Genomic DNA, 14,128 nt, shown 5'->3' with positions numbered 1-14,128 from the left:
GTAGAAGCAGATCAGCTTTTTCTAGCAGCTTGTAGCTTCAAGCTTGCCGCTACGAGGAGATAACAATGTCCAAGAAAATTCACGTAACCGACACGATCCTGCGCGACGCCCACCAGTCCTTGCTGGCCACCCGCATGCGTACCGAAGACATGCTGCCGATCTGCGAAAAGCTCGACAAGGTCGGCTACTGGTCGCTGGAAGTGTGGGGCGGTGCCACCTTCGACGCCTGCGTGCGCTTCCTCAAGGAAGACCCGTGGGAGCGCCTGCGCAAGCTGCGCGCTGCGCTGCCCAACACCCGCCTGCAAATGCTCCTGCGCGGCCAGAACCTGCTGGGCTACCGCCACTACAGCGACGACGTGGTCAGGGCCTTCGTGGCCAAGGCGGCAGTCAACGGCATCGATGTATTCCGTATTTTCGACGCCATGAACGATGTGCGTAACCTGCGCGTGGCCATCGAAGCGGTCAAGGCCGCTGGCAAGCACGCCCAGGGCACCATTGCCTACACCGTCAGCCCGGTGCACACCATCGAAGCCTTCGTGAACCAGGCCAAGCAGATGGAGGCCATGGGTTGCGACTCGATCGCGATCAAGGACATGGCCGGCTTGCTGACGCCGTTCGCCACCGGTGAACTGGTCAAGGCCCTGAAGGCCGAGCAGTCGCTGCCGGTGTTCATCCACTCCCACGACACGGCTGGCCTGGCTGCCATGTGCCAGCTCAAGGCAGTGGAAAACGGCGCCGATCACATCGACACCGCCATTTCCAGCTTCGCCTGGGGCACCAGCCACCCAGGTACCGAATCGATGGTCGCTGCGCTCAAAGGCAGTGAGTTCGACACCGGCCTGGACTTGGAGCTGTTGCAGGAAATCGGCCTGTACTTCTACGCGGTGCGCAAGAAATACCACCAGTTCGAAAGCGAATTCACCGCGGTGGACACCCGCGTGCAGGTCAACCAGGTTCCCGGCGGGATGATTTCCAACCTGGCCAACCAGCTCAAGGAGCAGGGCGCCCTCAACCGCATGAACGAGGTGCTGGCCGAGATTCCGCGGGTCCGCGAAGACCTTGGTTTCCCGCCGCTGGTCACCCCGACCTCGCAGATTGTCGGTACCCAGGCGTTCTTCAACGTGCTGGCCGGCGAGCGTTACAAGACCATCACCAACGAGGTGAAGCTTTACCTGCAGGGCGGCTACGGCAAGGCCCCGGGCGTAGTCAACGAGCAGTTGCGCCGCCAGGCCATCGGCAGCGAAGAGGTGATCGACGTGCGCCCGGCCGATCTGCTCAAGCCGGAGATGACCAAGCTGCGTGGCGATATCGGTGCCTTGGCCCGGTGCGAAGAAGACGTGCTGACCTTCGCCATGTTCCCGGATATCGGGCGTAAATTCCTCGAAGAGCGCGAAGCCGGCACCCTTACTCCGGAAGCGCTGCTGCCGATTCCGGAAGCCGGTGTGGCTGCCGCCCCAGGCGGTGAAGGCGTACCGACCGAATTCGTCATCGATGTGCACGGTGAAACATACCGCGTCGACATCACCGGTGTGGGTGTGAAGGCCGAAGGCAAACGCCACTTCTACCTGTCGATCGATGGCATGCCGGAAGAGGTGGTGTTCGAGCCGCTCAACGAGTTTGTCGGCGGCGGCAGCAGCAAGCGCAAGCAGGCCAGCGCCCCAGGCCACGTCAGCACCACCATGCCCGGCAACATCGTCGATGTGCTGGTCAAGGAAGGTGACATGGTCAAGGCAGGCCAGGCGGTGCTGATCACCGAAGCCATGAAGATGGAGACCGAAGTGCAGGCGGCCATCGCCGGCAAGGTCGTGGCCATCCACGTGGCCAAGGGCGATCGCGTTACACCGGGCGAGATCCTGATCGAAATCGAGGGCTGATACAGGCCCTCGTCTACAAGCGGTTTACCTCTGGGGAGCGGATGCTCCCCTTTTTTTGAGGTTGAATATGCATTTTAATGCAGGAATAGCGTGAATCTTGGTCCATATCTGCATTAAATTGCAGAATTCACACTGAAACATCAGGGAATCTGCACTATGATGCAGATTCATCGACCGAGTCGGTTGTCCGCATGCGGTAAATTGCAGGTGCACCATGTACAGACTCACGCTTCAACTCCATGATCAGGCGCAGTGGCATGATGCTGTTGCCATCGCCTTTGTCGAGCCTGAAAAGGGCCTCTCCAGCCCCTGCGAGTTCGGCTATACCTCCGAGTACGTCAAAACCCATCTGGAGGCATACGACAGCCTGTTCTGCCAGGCGGCAAGCGCGAGGCTGCCGGTGGATTTTGGTTCTCATCGTCTGCAGCATGCTCCCGCGTTCCTTTACGACATCGCGCCCGCCGGTGCCGCCAAGCGCTTCCTGCTCCGGCATATCGGCCGTGAGAAACCAGAAGGCATGGGGGATGACCTGTTTCTCCTGGGGCGGTCCACTCCGGCGCCAATCGGCAACCTGCGCATCAAGGAGTCGGCTGAGCTACTGGATTATGCCGACCCCATCGGGTTTGCCCGTCAGGATGTGATCACCCGCGATCAACGGTTTCTCGAATACGCCTATGAGCGAGGTGCGGCCATCGGTGGCGCGACAGGCGCCGGTGGGGAGGCGCCAAAGCTGTTGATGACCGAGGCAGAAAACGGCCTGTTGTATCCCGACGCGGTGCTGGCGGATGAACGTGCCCGGCGTCACTGGTTCATCAAGTTCGCCAGGAACCAGGCACTGGCTGATGATCAGCAGATACTGCGGGCCGAGTATCTCTACTACAAGGCGTTGCAGCAGCTTGGCATCGAAACGGTGGCCACTGAATACATGGCGCTGGAAGAAGGCTCCAAGCCCAGCCTGTGGCTGGAACGCTTCGACCGGCAGGTTTGCGCGCAGGGTGTGCAACGCTTTGCCGTGGAGTCGATGTACTCCCTGTGTGGCGTGACCGAGCCTGGCAGCCGAATGGGGCACCTGGAGGCGATTGAGGCGCTTGCCGTGGTGTGGAAACTGGCCGGGCAGGGTAGGCAGCTGCCTGACCTGGTTGCCGATTATCTGCGGCGCGACCTGATCAACAAGATCCTGGGTAATGCCGATAACCACGGGCGTAACACTGCGATCATCCGTACCCGTGACACCGTGCGCCTCGCACCGATCTACGACCTTGCACCGATGGTGATGGATCAGGAAGGGATAACGCGAACGACGAAGTGGCCAGCCTCGATAGAGCGGGCTGGCGATATCGACTGGCAGGCTGCCTGTGCTGCACTGGCCGAATTTGTCGACCCGGGCGAAGCTTTTGAGCGTCTGCGGCTGGATGCCCGGCACCTGTTGGCATTGCCGGATATCTTGTCCGCCCTGGGGCTGCCTGATGCGGTGATGAATCACCCGGCAATTGCGCTGGGCAGGCTTGAGCGCCGGATGGTTGAATGGGGGTTGGCATGACGGTTTCCATCGATGCCCGTGGGCTGCTGATCGACGGAGTACGCGAAGGTATCGCCAACGGCAGTCTTGAGCTGGGTGCTGCCGTGCGGCGGCTGCGTGTGGAGGTGGCGAAGATGCAGCAGACTCAGTTTGCACGCATGTGCAAGATTTCCGTGCGTACGCTGATCCAGATCGAGCAGGGCGGTGGTAACCCCACGCTGAACTCGTTGAACGCCGTGTTCAAGCCATTTGGCTTGCAGATGGGGGTTGTCAGGCGCGCGAGTCTGATCAGGTAAGCCACTGCACCGATCACAGGCCCGTGAGCCCGTGACCGGTTGTGCAGGTCAGCTCCTGCGGCAGGCCTCAAGTGTTCGTGCCTGCCCTTGCGGGCGCTGGTTCTCGGTACTCAACCACCGCTCGAAGCCAGCCGCCACCTGCGGCCACTCATCATCGGTAATCGAGTACCACGCCGTATCACGGTTGTGGTCCTTCACCACCAGGTGCTTGCGGAACACCCCTTCAAAGACGAACCCGAACCGCTGCGCTGCACGCTTGGAGCGGGCATTAGCGTTATTGCACTTCCATTCCAGGCGGCGGTTCCCGAGTGCGAAGCTCAGCTTGGCCAGCAGGTAGACGGCCTCGGTACTCCTGGGTGTGCGCTGCATGGGCGCGCCGAAGGCGATGTGGCCGATCTCGATGCGGCCATGATCAGGCACGATCGACATCAGGCTGAGGATGCCCTGAGCCTTGCCGCTGGCGCGGTCGATCACGGTGAAATACAGCGGGTCGTGGCCGGCGGCGTTACCTTGCAGCCAGCGGTCGAAGGCAGCGCGTTCGGTAAACGGGCCGTAGGGCAGGTAGTCCCACAGTACCGGGTCGGCGCCCGGGCCTTGCAGGGCAGCCCAAAGGTCGTCGCCGTGGCGCACCGGGTCGAGTTTTTCCAGGCGGATGAAGCGCCCGTCGATGGGCTCGGCCTTGGGGGATGCGGCGGGTTTCCAGTGCAGTGCGTCAGTCATGTGGCCTACAACCCTTTGCGGAATTGGATGAAGCCCGGGCGCTCGGCAACCTGCTCGTACAGGCTGATGGCGGTGGCGTTGGTTTCGTGGGTCAGCCAGTGCACCTTGTTGCAGTTGTCGGCCTTGGCTGCAGCATAGACATGTTCGATCAGCTGGCGACCGATGCCCAGGCCCCGCTGTGCGCTGTGCACGTAAAGGTCCTGCAGGTAGCAGGCATTTTCGATGCTCCAGTTGGAGCGGTGGTAGATGAAGTTGACCATGCCCACGGCCATGCCATCTACCCAGGCCAGGGCCGAATGGGTTGGCTCGTTGGGGTCGAGCAGGCGCTGCCAGGTACTGAGGCTGACGTCATCGGCCAGTTCGGTTTCGTAGAAGTGCAGGTAGGCCTGCCACAAGGCATGCCAGGCGGCGTGATCTTGAGCGGTGACAGGGCACAGGGTAACGCTGGGCATTGGGCTACTCCTTCACAGAAGGCGCATGTGCGCGGCAAGTTGGTTGTCCAGGTGATCGGGGCTGGCGCTCAGGCTTTCGCGCACGCCGGCAATGTCCTGCTCAGCGCGGTTCTGGCTCAGCTTGCGCGCGCCTTGCAACCGCTGGATCGGCAGGCGAATGCCAACAATGGCGCGGAGCATGCCGTCGATGTAGTCGGCGGGCGCATCGCTCACCTGCCACGGCTCACTGCGGCCGTGCTCATGGCGGTCGGTGAGCCGGCTGACAATTGCCAGCAATGGCTCGGCGTCGTGGATCACGTCGGCTACACCATAGGCGTGCACAGCCAGGTAATTCCAGGTTGGCACCACCCTGGGGTTATCGGCCTTGCTTGGGTAGTAACCGGGGCTGACATAGGCATCGGCCCCGGGAAACACCAGCAGCGCTTCGGCCCCCTGCGCCAAGTCCTGCCACTGGCGGTTGGCCCTGGCCAAGTGGGCGTACACGGTGCCGAACTCGCCTTCTGCGGGGTCGAGCAGCACCGGCAAGTGGGTGGCCAGCAGGCCCTGCTCGCCATGGCTGACCAGCACGGCCAGACGCGTGTCGAGCATGTGCCGCTGCAGCCGGGCGAGGTCGTGTTCCTGGTGAGGCTTACTGTTGTACATGGCCTGAGTCCTTGTCGAATGGTCCCATCCTAGGCAGGCTAATGGTTCTGGGTAAGAGCCATTACTGCCTGTTTTCATAGGTCCAATGCCATGCACGAAAAGCCCCTCATCCTGCCTTTCGACCCGGCCGGGATTTCGCTGGATCGCCGCCGCGGGTTGAGCCAGCAGCTTTACCAGGCGCTACGCGAGCGGGTGCTCGACGGGCGGCTGTGCAGCGGCACACGGCTGCCTGCCACCCGCGACCTGGCAGCCGTGCTGGGGCTGTCGCGCAACAGCGTGGTGCGCGCGTATGACCAGTTGTACGCGGAGGGCTATATCGAAAGCCGAGTCGGTGACGGCACCTACGTAACCCGGCTGCCGAAACTATCCACACAACTGTCCACAGGGTTATACCGGGGGTTATCAACAGGTTTATCCACATTTGGCCAGGAAAATACTGAGGATTTATCCAGCCAGCACAGCTGGAGCGAGCCTTTGCAGCGCCTGAAAAATCACCATCTGCCGCCCCCCAAACAGGGCGCGCCGCGGGCTTTTCGTTTGGGGATACCTGCCTTCGATCTGTTCCCCTTCGACGTTTGGGCCAAGCTGCAAGCGGGTTTCTGGCGTAACCCTGCGCCTGCACAGCTGGGTTATGGCGACCCGGCGGGTGAACCGGCACTGCGCGAGTTGATCGCTGCCTACTTGCGGCGCTCGCGGGGGTTGACCTGTACCGCTGAGCAAATAGTGATCACCAGTGGCGCGCAGCAGGCCATAAGCCTTTGTGCACAGTTGCTGTTGCAGCCCGGCGACCGGGTGGCTGTGGAAAACCCGGGCTACCGGGCGGCGGCGCACGCCTTTTCAATGGCGGGTGCTGAGGTCGCCGGCGTGCCGGTGGATGAAGAGGGTATGGAGTGCGCACGGTTGGGCCGGTTGCCGGATTGCCGGTTGGCCTATGTCACGCCCGCCCATCAGTACCCGACCGGGGTAACCATGAGCCTGCCCCGGCGCCTGGCGTTGCTGGGCTGGGCAGAACGCAACGATGGCTGGATCATCGAGGACGACTACGATGGCGAGTACCGTTACAGTGGCGCGCCCCTGGCCCCGCTGGCTGCACTCGACCGGGCCGGCCGTGTGTTGTACGTGGGCACCTTCGGCAAGATCGCCTTCCCGGCGCTGCGCTTGGGTTACCTGGTATTGCCGGCGCAGTTGGCACAGGCCTTCAGCCAGGGTAAGGCGTTGGCAGTACGGCATTCGGAGGTCAGCAGCCAGTGTGTGATGGCCGAGTTCATGGCCCGTGGGCATTTCCAGCGGCATATTCGCCGCATGCGCAAAGCGGCGTTGAGCCGGCGCAATGTGCTCAAGGCCGGCTGGCCTGTGGATATTGCCGGGCTGGGCAGCATGCCCGAAGTGGCTGCTGGGCTGCACGTAAAGGTGTCTGTGGATAACTTTGCGCGTGAACAGGCGCTGGTGGCCAAGGCAGAGGCGGTCGGCGTTGAAGTGGCAGCATTGAGCAATTTCTGGCTGGCCGACAGCGAAGTGCCTGTGGATAAGCGTGCAGGTCTGGTGCTGGGGTTTGCCGCAGTCCCGGAGGGTGAGATTGCCGCGGCATTGATGAAATTGCGCAAGGCGTGGCGCAAGGGTTGAGGCTGCCTGCCTCTTCGCGGGTAAACCCGCCCCCACAGGTATGGCCGGGTGGTCTCAGGTGCGGCGCATATCCTGTAGGAGCGGGTTCACCCGCGAAGGGCTGCAAGGCAGCCCCAACTGCGTCAGGTCCCCGACTTGATCCGCGTCCAGGCCCGGGTTCGCGCCCGCTCCGCATCGCGCTGCAACGGCTTGAGCGTGTAAAGCTTGGCCATCGCCTCCGCCGTCGGGTACAGGTTGGGGTTGTTGCGAATCGCAGGGCTCACCTTGTCGGTGGCATCCTTGTTGGGGTTCGGGTAGCCGACAAAATCGCTGATCGGCGCAATCACCTCGGGCCGCAGCAGGTAGTTGATGAATGCATGGGCGTCTGCCGGGTTGGCGGCATTCTTCGGAATCGCCAGCATGTCGAACCAGATCGGCGCGCCTTCCTTCGGCAGGCGCATGTCGACCGTCACACCATTTTTCGCTTCGCGGGCGCGGTTGGCAGCCTGCGAGAAGCTGCCGCTGTAACCCACCGCCACGCAGATATCCCCATTGGCCATGTCAGCCATGTACTTCGAGGAGTGGAAGTAGGTGATGTACGGGCGAATCTTCAGCATCAGCGCTTCGGCCTTCTTGTAGTCGGCCGGATTATCGCTGTTCGGTGGCAGGCCGAGGTACTGCAGGGCCAGCGGCAGGATCTCCGACGGCGAGTCGAGCAGCGCTACCCCGCACTGCTTGAGCTTGGCGATGTTCTCTTCCTTGAAGATCAGGTCCCAGCTGTCCACCGGCGCGTTATCGCCGAGCGCGGCCTTGACCTTGGCCGGGTTGAAGCCGATCAGCACGGTGCCATACATATAGGGCACGGCAAACTTGTTGCCTGGGTCGTTGGCCTCGATCAGCTTCATCAGCGCAGGGTCCAGGTGTTGCCAGTTCGGCAGCTTGCTGCGATCCAGCGGCTGGAACACCCCGGCCTCGATCTGCTTGGCGAGGAATACGTTGGACGGCACCACCACGTCATAGCCGGAGTTGCCGGTGAGCAATTTGGCCTCCAGCGCTTCGTTGGTGTCGAAGATGTCGTAGATCAGCTTGACGCCGCTGTCCTTCTGGAAATCGGTCAAGGTCTGCGGGGTGATGTAGTCGAACCAGTTATACACACGCAGGGTGCGCTGCTCGGCGTGCGCCTGCAGGGCACCGGTGAACAGGGTGGCAGCGATGAACGGGGCGAGCAGACGCTTGAGTCGGGCCATTACCGGGCTCCTGGCTGGGCGCGCTGGAAACCTTCCAGCACATTGACTGCGTTGATACCAATTTCTTCCACAGCGTAGCCGCCTTCCATCACGAACAGGGTCGGCTTGCCAAGCTGGCCGATACGCTTGCCCATTTCCAGGTAGTCGGGGCTGTCCAGCTTGAATTGCGAGATCGGGTCATCCTTGAAGGTGTCCACACCCAGGGAGACCACCAGTACGTCGGCATCATAGCTGGCGATGCGCTGGCAAGCCTCTTCCAGGGCAGCGCTCCAGGCAGACCAGTCGCTGCCGGCGGGCAGCGGATAGTTGATGTTGCAGCCCTCGCCGACGCCTTCGCCGGTTTCGTCGGCATAGCCGAGAAAGAACGGGAATTCGTCTTGCGGGTCGCCGTGGATCGAAGCGAAGAACACATCGTTGCGGCGGTAGAAGATGTCCTGGGTGCCATTGCCGTGGTGGTAGTCGACATCGAGGATGGCAACCTTGCGCCGACCCTGGTCGAGGAATGCCTGGGCGGCGATGGCGGCGTTATTCAGGTAGCAGTAGCCACCCATCACTTCGCCGGCGGCGTGGTGCCCTGGTGGGCGGCACAGGGCAAAGGCGCTATGCGCGCCTTGCTGGATCGCTGCCTGGGCGGTGAGGGCGACCTGGGCGGCACTGTAGGCCGCCTGCCAGGTGCCGGCGGTGATCGGCGCACCGGCATCGAAGCTGTAATAGCCCAACTCGCCGTGCAGGCCGGTAGGTTTTACCTGGCGCAAGGTGCGTGCAGGCCAGGTGAACGGCAGCAGGTCGCCTTCCTGGCCCAGCGCCGCCCAGCGCGCCCAGGCGCCTTCGAAAAAGTCCAGGTAGTCGGCGCTGTGGATGCGCAGCAAGGGCGCGCGGCCGAAGTCGGTAGGGCCCTGGACGTCACCGAGGTTGCGTTTTTTGACCTGGTCGAGCACATGGTCAGCGCGCGAGGGCATTTCGAAACACGGCATCAGCTTGCCGTCGATCAGCTCGCAGCGGCCATGGTGCAGGCGGTGATCATCGGAATAGATCGTCAGCATTGTTGTTCTCCGGTAGGGACTGGCGTGGGGCCATTTTCAGCGGTGGGCCAGTGGCGGAGAACGACGCAACTGGCCAAAAGGGGATCGATGTGGCCAAGCTCTATGGCCGGGTTTTCCTGTGCTGGCTGCTTCGCGGGCGAGCCCGCGAAGCAGCCAGCACAGGTCAGCCGCGGAAATGGCTGGGCGCTACACCACTCCAACGCTGAAAGGCATGCCGGAAACTGGCCGTTTCGCTGAACCCCAGGGTTTCGGCAATGCGGTAGATTGGCATCTGCTCATCGGCCAGCAACTGCTTGGCCCGCTCGAACCGCAGTTCGTCCAGCAACTGCTGGTAACTGCTACCCAGCGCCTGCAAATGCCGGCGCAACGTGCGCGACGAGCAGTTCATCTGCCGTGCCAGCCCGTCCAGCCCTGGCGCGGCGTCCAGTTGTTGCGTAAGCAACTGGCGAATCCGCCCCAGCCAGGCCTGGCGACCCGTGAATTCCAGGTTCAGGCGCCGGCAGCGTTCGCTCATGGCTTTGTGGGTGATCGGGTCAGCCAACGGCAGCGGCGTATCCAGCCAGCGCCGCTCGAAGGCAAAGGCATTGTCTTGCGCCGCAAACACCACTGGGCACTGGAACGCACCGGCATAGCGTGCATGGTAGTCAGGCCGAGGGTGCTCGAAGCGTGCCTCCAGCAGCGGCAATGGGCGGCCAAGCAGGTCGTCACAGATGACTTTCAGCGAAACCAGGCAGAACTCGGCATTGAAAGCGCTCAATGCCGGGTTGTCGTGGTACTCGCTGGCGCTGAACCAGACGCGTTGGCCATCGTCGCGCAAGCGCAGCGAGAAGACTGTTCCCAGCAGTGCCGGATACTGAAGCGCCAGGCGCAGGGCGTCACCCAAAGTGGCACTGGAGAGCAGGGCGTAACCGAGCATGCCATAGCACGACACATGCATGCGCTGGCCCAGCTCCAGGCCGATGTCTTCGCGCCGGGCCACGGCGTTGGCACACACTTGCAGTTCCTGCTGTGTGGTGATGCGCGCGTCGGCGTGCCCCAGGTCTGCCGGGCCAATGCCGCTACCGGCGAGCAGCGCCGAAGCCTCAGCACCGTCTGCCTGGAAGACGTTGAGTATCAGCGAAACCGCGTTGAGGGTGGTCAGGTGGCTGTGCAGCATGCTGGGTAATCCCGTGGGCCTGGAACACATTATGGAGCAAGTTGTGTGCCGATATTCAAAGGCCGCAGTGCAGCCCCTTTGCGGCGCCAGGCCGCTCCCACGTCTACCGGTGTAGGCAGGGCACGCGCCTGCGCAAGCCAGCAGGCAAAAAAAAGCCCGGTGCATAAGCCCGGGCTTGGAAAGGTTGAGAGGTGTCTAGTCCCTTAACCTGGTGAGACAGTGTGCAGCAGCCGGTTACGCCTTCAGCGGAACCAGGCGTGGCGCGATCATGTTTTCCGGACGCAGGATGTCGTTGAGCATCGCTTCGTCCAGCAGCTTCTCTTCACGCACCAGTTCCAGCACGCCGCGGCCGGTTTCCAGGGCAACGCGGGCGATACGGGTGGCGTTTTCGTAGCCGATGTATGGGTTCAGGGCGGTGACCAGGCCGATCGAGTGTTCGACCAGCTCACGGCAGCGCTGCTCGTTGGCGGTGATGCCGACGATGCAGTGCTCGCGCAGCATGTCCATGGCGCGTTGCAGCAGGCGGATCGAGTCGAAGATCTTGTAGGCGATCAGCGGCTCCATGACGTTCAGCTGCAGCTGGCCACCTTCGGCAGCAACGGTCAGGGCCAGGTCGTTGCCCATGATGGCGAAGGCGACTTGGTTGACGGCTTCCGGGATCACCGGGTTGACCTTGCCTGGCATGATCGAACTGCCTGGCTGACGCGCTGGCAGGTTGATTTCGTTGATGCCGGTGCGTGGGCCGCTGGACAGCAGGCGCAGGTCGTTGCAGATTTTCGACAGCTTGACCGCGGTGCGCTTGAGCATGCCGGAGAACAGCACGAAGGCACCCATGTCGGAGGTGGCTTCGATCAGGTCGGCAGCCGGTACCAGCGGCTGGCCGCTGATGATTGCCAGGCGTTGTACGGCCAGGGCCTGGTAGCCAGGGTCGGCGTTGATGCCGGTGCCGATGGCGGTACCGCCCAAGTTGATTTCGGTCAGCAGCTCCGGCGCCAGCGAGCGCAGGCGCTGCAGGTCTTCGGTCATGGTGGTGGCGAAGGCACGGAATTCCTGGCCCAGGGTCATCGGCACGGCGTCCTGCAGCTGGGTGCGGCCCATCTTCAGTACGTGGTCGAATTCCTTGCCTTTGGCGGCGAATGCCTGGATCAGGCTTTCGAGGCTGGCCAGCAGGGCGTCGTGACCCAGCAGCAGGCCCAGGCGAATGGCCGTCGGGTAGGCGTCGTTGGTCGACTGCGCCATGTTCACATCGTTGTTCGGGTGCAGGTACTGGTACTCACCCTTCTGGTGGCCCATGGCCTCCAGCGCGATGTTGGCGATGACTTCGTTCGCGTTCATGTTGGTGGACGTACCGGCGCCACCCTGGATCATGTCGACCACGAACTGCTCGTGGTAGTCGCCCTTGATCAGGCGGCCGCAGGCGGCGCTGATGGCAGCATGCTTGGCATCGCTCAGGTGCCCCAGCTCACGGTTGGCGTCGGCAGCAGCCTGCTTGACCATCGCCAGGCCCACTACCAGTTTCGGGTAGTGCGACAGCGGAACACCGGAGAGGTGGAAGTTGTTGGCAGCGCGCAGGGTCTGGATGCCGTAGTAAGCATCGGCAGGTACTTCCAGGGTGCCCAACAGATCTTTTTCGACGCGGAACGATGCAGCAGCGGACATGATGTATATCATCTCGATGTTGACCCGGCACATGCCGGAATGGCGCCAATCCTAGGCCTTAAGGGGATTTTGCGGCCAATGCTGTTGCACGCTAACCTATGCACAAACGGCATAGTGATTCATGTGACGCCAATCGAAATTCGAGCGTGTTCCATTTTGGTGCACGACGGGAGATGTGCTTCGTGAACCTTGAAAGCAAATGGCTGGAAGATTTCAGTGCGCTGGCCGCCACCCGCAGTTTTTCCCAGGCGGCAGAGCGGCGCTTCGTCACCCAACCGGCCTTCAGCCGGCGTATCCGCAGCCTTGAGGCAGCGTTGGGCCTGCAACTGGTCAACCGTTCCCGCACGCCGATAGAGCTGACCGAGGCCGGGCAGCTGTTTCTGGTTACGGCGCGCACGGTTGTCGACCAGTTGGGCGAAATTCTCCGCCATTTGCATCACCTTGAGGGTGGCCAGGGGGAGGTCATTCAGGTGGCTGCAGCGCACTCGTTGGCGTCGGGCTTTTTCCCGCGTTGGGTGGCACAGCTGCGTAATGACGGCCTGAATATCGCCACCCGCCTAGTTGCGACTAACGTAGGGGATGCCGTGCATGCACTGCGCGAGGGCGGCTGCGACCTGATGCTGGCGTTCTACGACCCAGACGCCGCCTTGCAGATGGATGCCGAGATTTTCCCGTCGCTGCACATGGGCAATACCGAAATGGTGCCGGTATGCGCGGTGGGCGCCGACGGCAGGCCCATGTTCGACCTGGAAGGTGAAAGTAGCGTGCCACTGCTGGCTTATACCGCCGGGGCCTTCCTCGGGCGGTCGGTCAACCTGCTGCTGCGCCAGCGCAATGTGCGGTATACCACCGTCTACGAAACCGCCATGGCAGACAGCCTGAAGAGCATGGCGCTGGAAGGCATGGGCATTGCCTGGGTGCCCCGGCTTTCGATGCGGGGCGAGCTGGAACGCGGTGAGTTGGCGATCTGCGGAGGCAGCCAGTGGCACGTACCACTGGAAATCCGCCTGTACCGCTGCGCGTTGGTGCGCAAGGCCAATGTGCGGCTACTTTGGCGCAAGCTGGAAAATACGCCTGCGCCGGAGTGAGCCTCTTCAGTTACGAAGCGCGTGATCAAGGTGATTGGCGATGGCCGCTCTGTTCTGGTCGCTGTAGCGGTAGCAATTGGCTCGAAGCGAGAAGCGGGCCGGATAGACAAAGGTCTCGCATGGCCATGGGTTGTAGCGTAACTCTGCTGCCTCGTGAGTGGCGTTCATCAAGTGACCCAGTTCATGCCCCAGGGTGCCATAGCTGGTCATTGAGGCGATCGCGTGGGCATAGCCCAATTTGGCCAGGCCAAGGTGTTCTGCGCCTTCGCTGTTGAGGCCGAAACTATCGCGCGTCAGCAAAATCGATTTCTGCCACCTGAACTGTGGATGCGCTGCAGCGCTGAAGACCCTGTGGGTATCTTCTGGAGGCATCTGGCGATAAGGAATATCGGTAATGCCTGCAACATCACGCTTGAAGATGACCTCAATTGAGTGATTGCTGATTCTGCGCATTTCTTCCAGCCACGGCTGCACGTAGTCTTTATCGATCTGTTTGTCGCTCACATCGGCTAGTTCATCGTGCGGATAGATAGTAACCACCAAGGTTCTCGCAGCCCATGTGGGGGAGGCCTGAAGGGCCATCGTCATGCAAAACAGCAGTGAGGTGAAAAATGGTCTGGCCATCTTTTTCTCCAAGAAGTTTGAACAGGGGTGTTCAATCCTCTTGCAACTGCCGTTACGCATCGCAGCCGGAAAAAGTTGTCCCGCGAGACAGCTTGCCCTTTTATCTGTCATGTGCTTGCAGGGGTGGGCGGCCCGCCTGCAAGTACGCTACAATCCCGCGCCTTCGGCCACCGGGCCGATTAGAATCCGTATGACAAGCCACGCCG

At 62.0% G+C, this 14,128-nt stretch carries 13 protein-coding genes; 5 read left to right on the top strand and 8 right to left on the bottom strand.

The features are described from left to right. The first annotated feature begins 65 nt into the window (after positions 1-65). The 3 genes from oadA (at position 66) to G1E_RS09175 (ending at position 3,689) form a co-directional block, all read left to right on the top strand. Positions 66-1,874 carry a sodium-extruding oxaloacetate decarboxylase subunit alpha gene (oadA, locus tag G1E_RS09185; RefSeq protein ID WP_047149780.1) on the top strand — a complete coding sequence of 603 codons (1,809 nt, stop codon included), beginning with the start codon at positions 66-68 and terminating at the stop codon, positions 1,872-1,874. A gap of 214 nt (positions 1,875-2,088) precedes the next feature. Continuing rightward, entirely contained in the window at positions 2,089-3,414 is a 1,326-nt protein-coding gene (locus G1E_RS09180) for a type II toxin-antitoxin system HipA family toxin (protein ID WP_009684486.1), read from the top strand. After that, positions 3,411-3,689 carry a helix-turn-helix domain-containing protein gene (locus G1E_RS09175; protein ID WP_009684487.1) on the top strand — a complete coding sequence of 93 codons (279 nt, stop codon included), beginning with the start codon at positions 3,411-3,413 and terminating at the stop codon, positions 3,687-3,689. The genes G1E_RS09180 and G1E_RS09175 overlap by 4 nt, the downstream gene beginning before the upstream one ends. A gap of 48 nt (positions 3,690-3,737) precedes the next feature. Here the strand turns inward: G1E_RS09175 and G1E_RS09170 are convergent, their stop codons facing one another. Genes G1E_RS09170 through G1E_RS09160 form a run of 3 tightly spaced genes read right to left on the bottom strand, consistent with a single transcriptional unit; the run spans position 3,738 to position 5,503 of the window. After that, positions 3,738-4,409: a GNAT family N-acetyltransferase gene (locus tag G1E_RS09170; protein WP_009684488.1), complete on the bottom strand. Its 672-nt coding sequence runs from the start codon at positions 4,407-4,409 to the stop codon at positions 3,738-3,740. Positions 4,410-4,414: 5 nt separating this feature from the next. Continuing rightward, positions 4,415-4,861 (bottom strand): GNAT family N-acetyltransferase, encoded by a 447-nt coding sequence (locus tag G1E_RS09165; protein WP_009684489.1) that lies wholly within the window; start codon positions 4,859-4,861, stop codon positions 4,415-4,417. A gap of 12 nt (positions 4,862-4,873) precedes the next feature. Further along, positions 4,874-5,503 (bottom strand): FMN-binding negative transcriptional regulator, encoded by a 630-nt coding sequence (locus tag G1E_RS09160; RefSeq protein WP_047149779.1) that lies wholly within the window; start codon positions 5,501-5,503, stop codon positions 4,874-4,876. 90 nt (positions 5,504-5,593) lie between these two features. On the opposite strand from G1E_RS09160, the gene G1E_RS09155 reads away from it, so the two are divergent. After that, a complete protein-coding gene (locus G1E_RS09155; RefSeq protein ID WP_009684491.1) occupies positions 5,594-7,126 on the top strand; it encodes a PLP-dependent aminotransferase family protein in 1,533 nt (510 codons plus the stop codon). A gap of 122 nt (positions 7,127-7,248) precedes the next feature. Here G1E_RS09155 and G1E_RS09150 read toward each other — a convergent pair whose 3' ends face one another. From G1E_RS09150 to aspA, 4 genes are all read right to left on the bottom strand, one after another. After that, a complete protein-coding gene (locus G1E_RS09150) occupies positions 7,249-8,352 on the bottom strand; it encodes a polyamine ABC transporter substrate-binding protein (protein ID WP_009684492.1) in 1,104 nt (367 codons plus the stop codon). Then, positions 8,352-9,395, bottom strand: a complete 1,044-nt coding sequence (locus tag G1E_RS09145; RefSeq protein ID WP_009684493.1) for a histone deacetylase family protein — start codon at positions 9,393-9,395, stop codon at positions 8,352-8,354. The genes G1E_RS09150 and G1E_RS09145 overlap by 1 nt, the downstream gene beginning before the upstream one ends. Before the next feature lie 163 nt (positions 9,396-9,558). Then, positions 9,559-10,551 carry an AraC family transcriptional regulator gene (locus G1E_RS09140; RefSeq protein ID WP_047149778.1) on the bottom strand — a complete coding sequence of 331 codons (993 nt, stop codon included), beginning with the start codon at positions 10,549-10,551 and terminating at the stop codon, positions 9,559-9,561. A gap of 234 nt (positions 10,552-10,785) precedes the next feature. Further along, complete coding sequence (aspA, locus tag G1E_RS09135) at positions 10,786-12,210, bottom strand: aspartate ammonia-lyase (RefSeq protein WP_029886441.1); 1,425 nt, start codon at positions 12,208-12,210, stop codon at positions 10,786-10,788. 182 nt (positions 12,211-12,392) lie between these two features. Here aspA and G1E_RS09130 point away from each other — a divergent pair, with 182 nt between their 5' ends. Further along, positions 12,393-13,298 carry a LysR substrate-binding domain-containing protein gene (locus tag G1E_RS09130; RefSeq protein ID WP_161891645.1) on the top strand — a complete coding sequence of 302 codons (906 nt, stop codon included), beginning with the start codon at positions 12,393-12,395 and terminating at the stop codon, positions 13,296-13,298. A gap of 6 nt (positions 13,299-13,304) precedes the next feature. Here the strand turns inward: G1E_RS09130 and G1E_RS09125 are convergent, their stop codons facing one another. Then, complete coding sequence (locus G1E_RS09125) at positions 13,305-13,922, bottom strand: hypothetical protein (protein WP_009684499.1); 618 nt, start codon at positions 13,920-13,922, stop codon at positions 13,305-13,307. Between the last annotated feature and the right edge of the window lie 206 nt (positions 13,923-14,128).

This window comes from Pseudomonas sp. TJI-51, from assembly GCF_000190455.2.
Taxonomy (GTDB): Bacteria; Pseudomonadota; Gammaproteobacteria; order Pseudomonadales; family Pseudomonadaceae; genus Aquipseudomonas; species Aquipseudomonas juntendi.
Note: the sequence above shows the minus strand (reverse complement) of the source record. Positions and strands in the feature narration are given on the sequence as shown.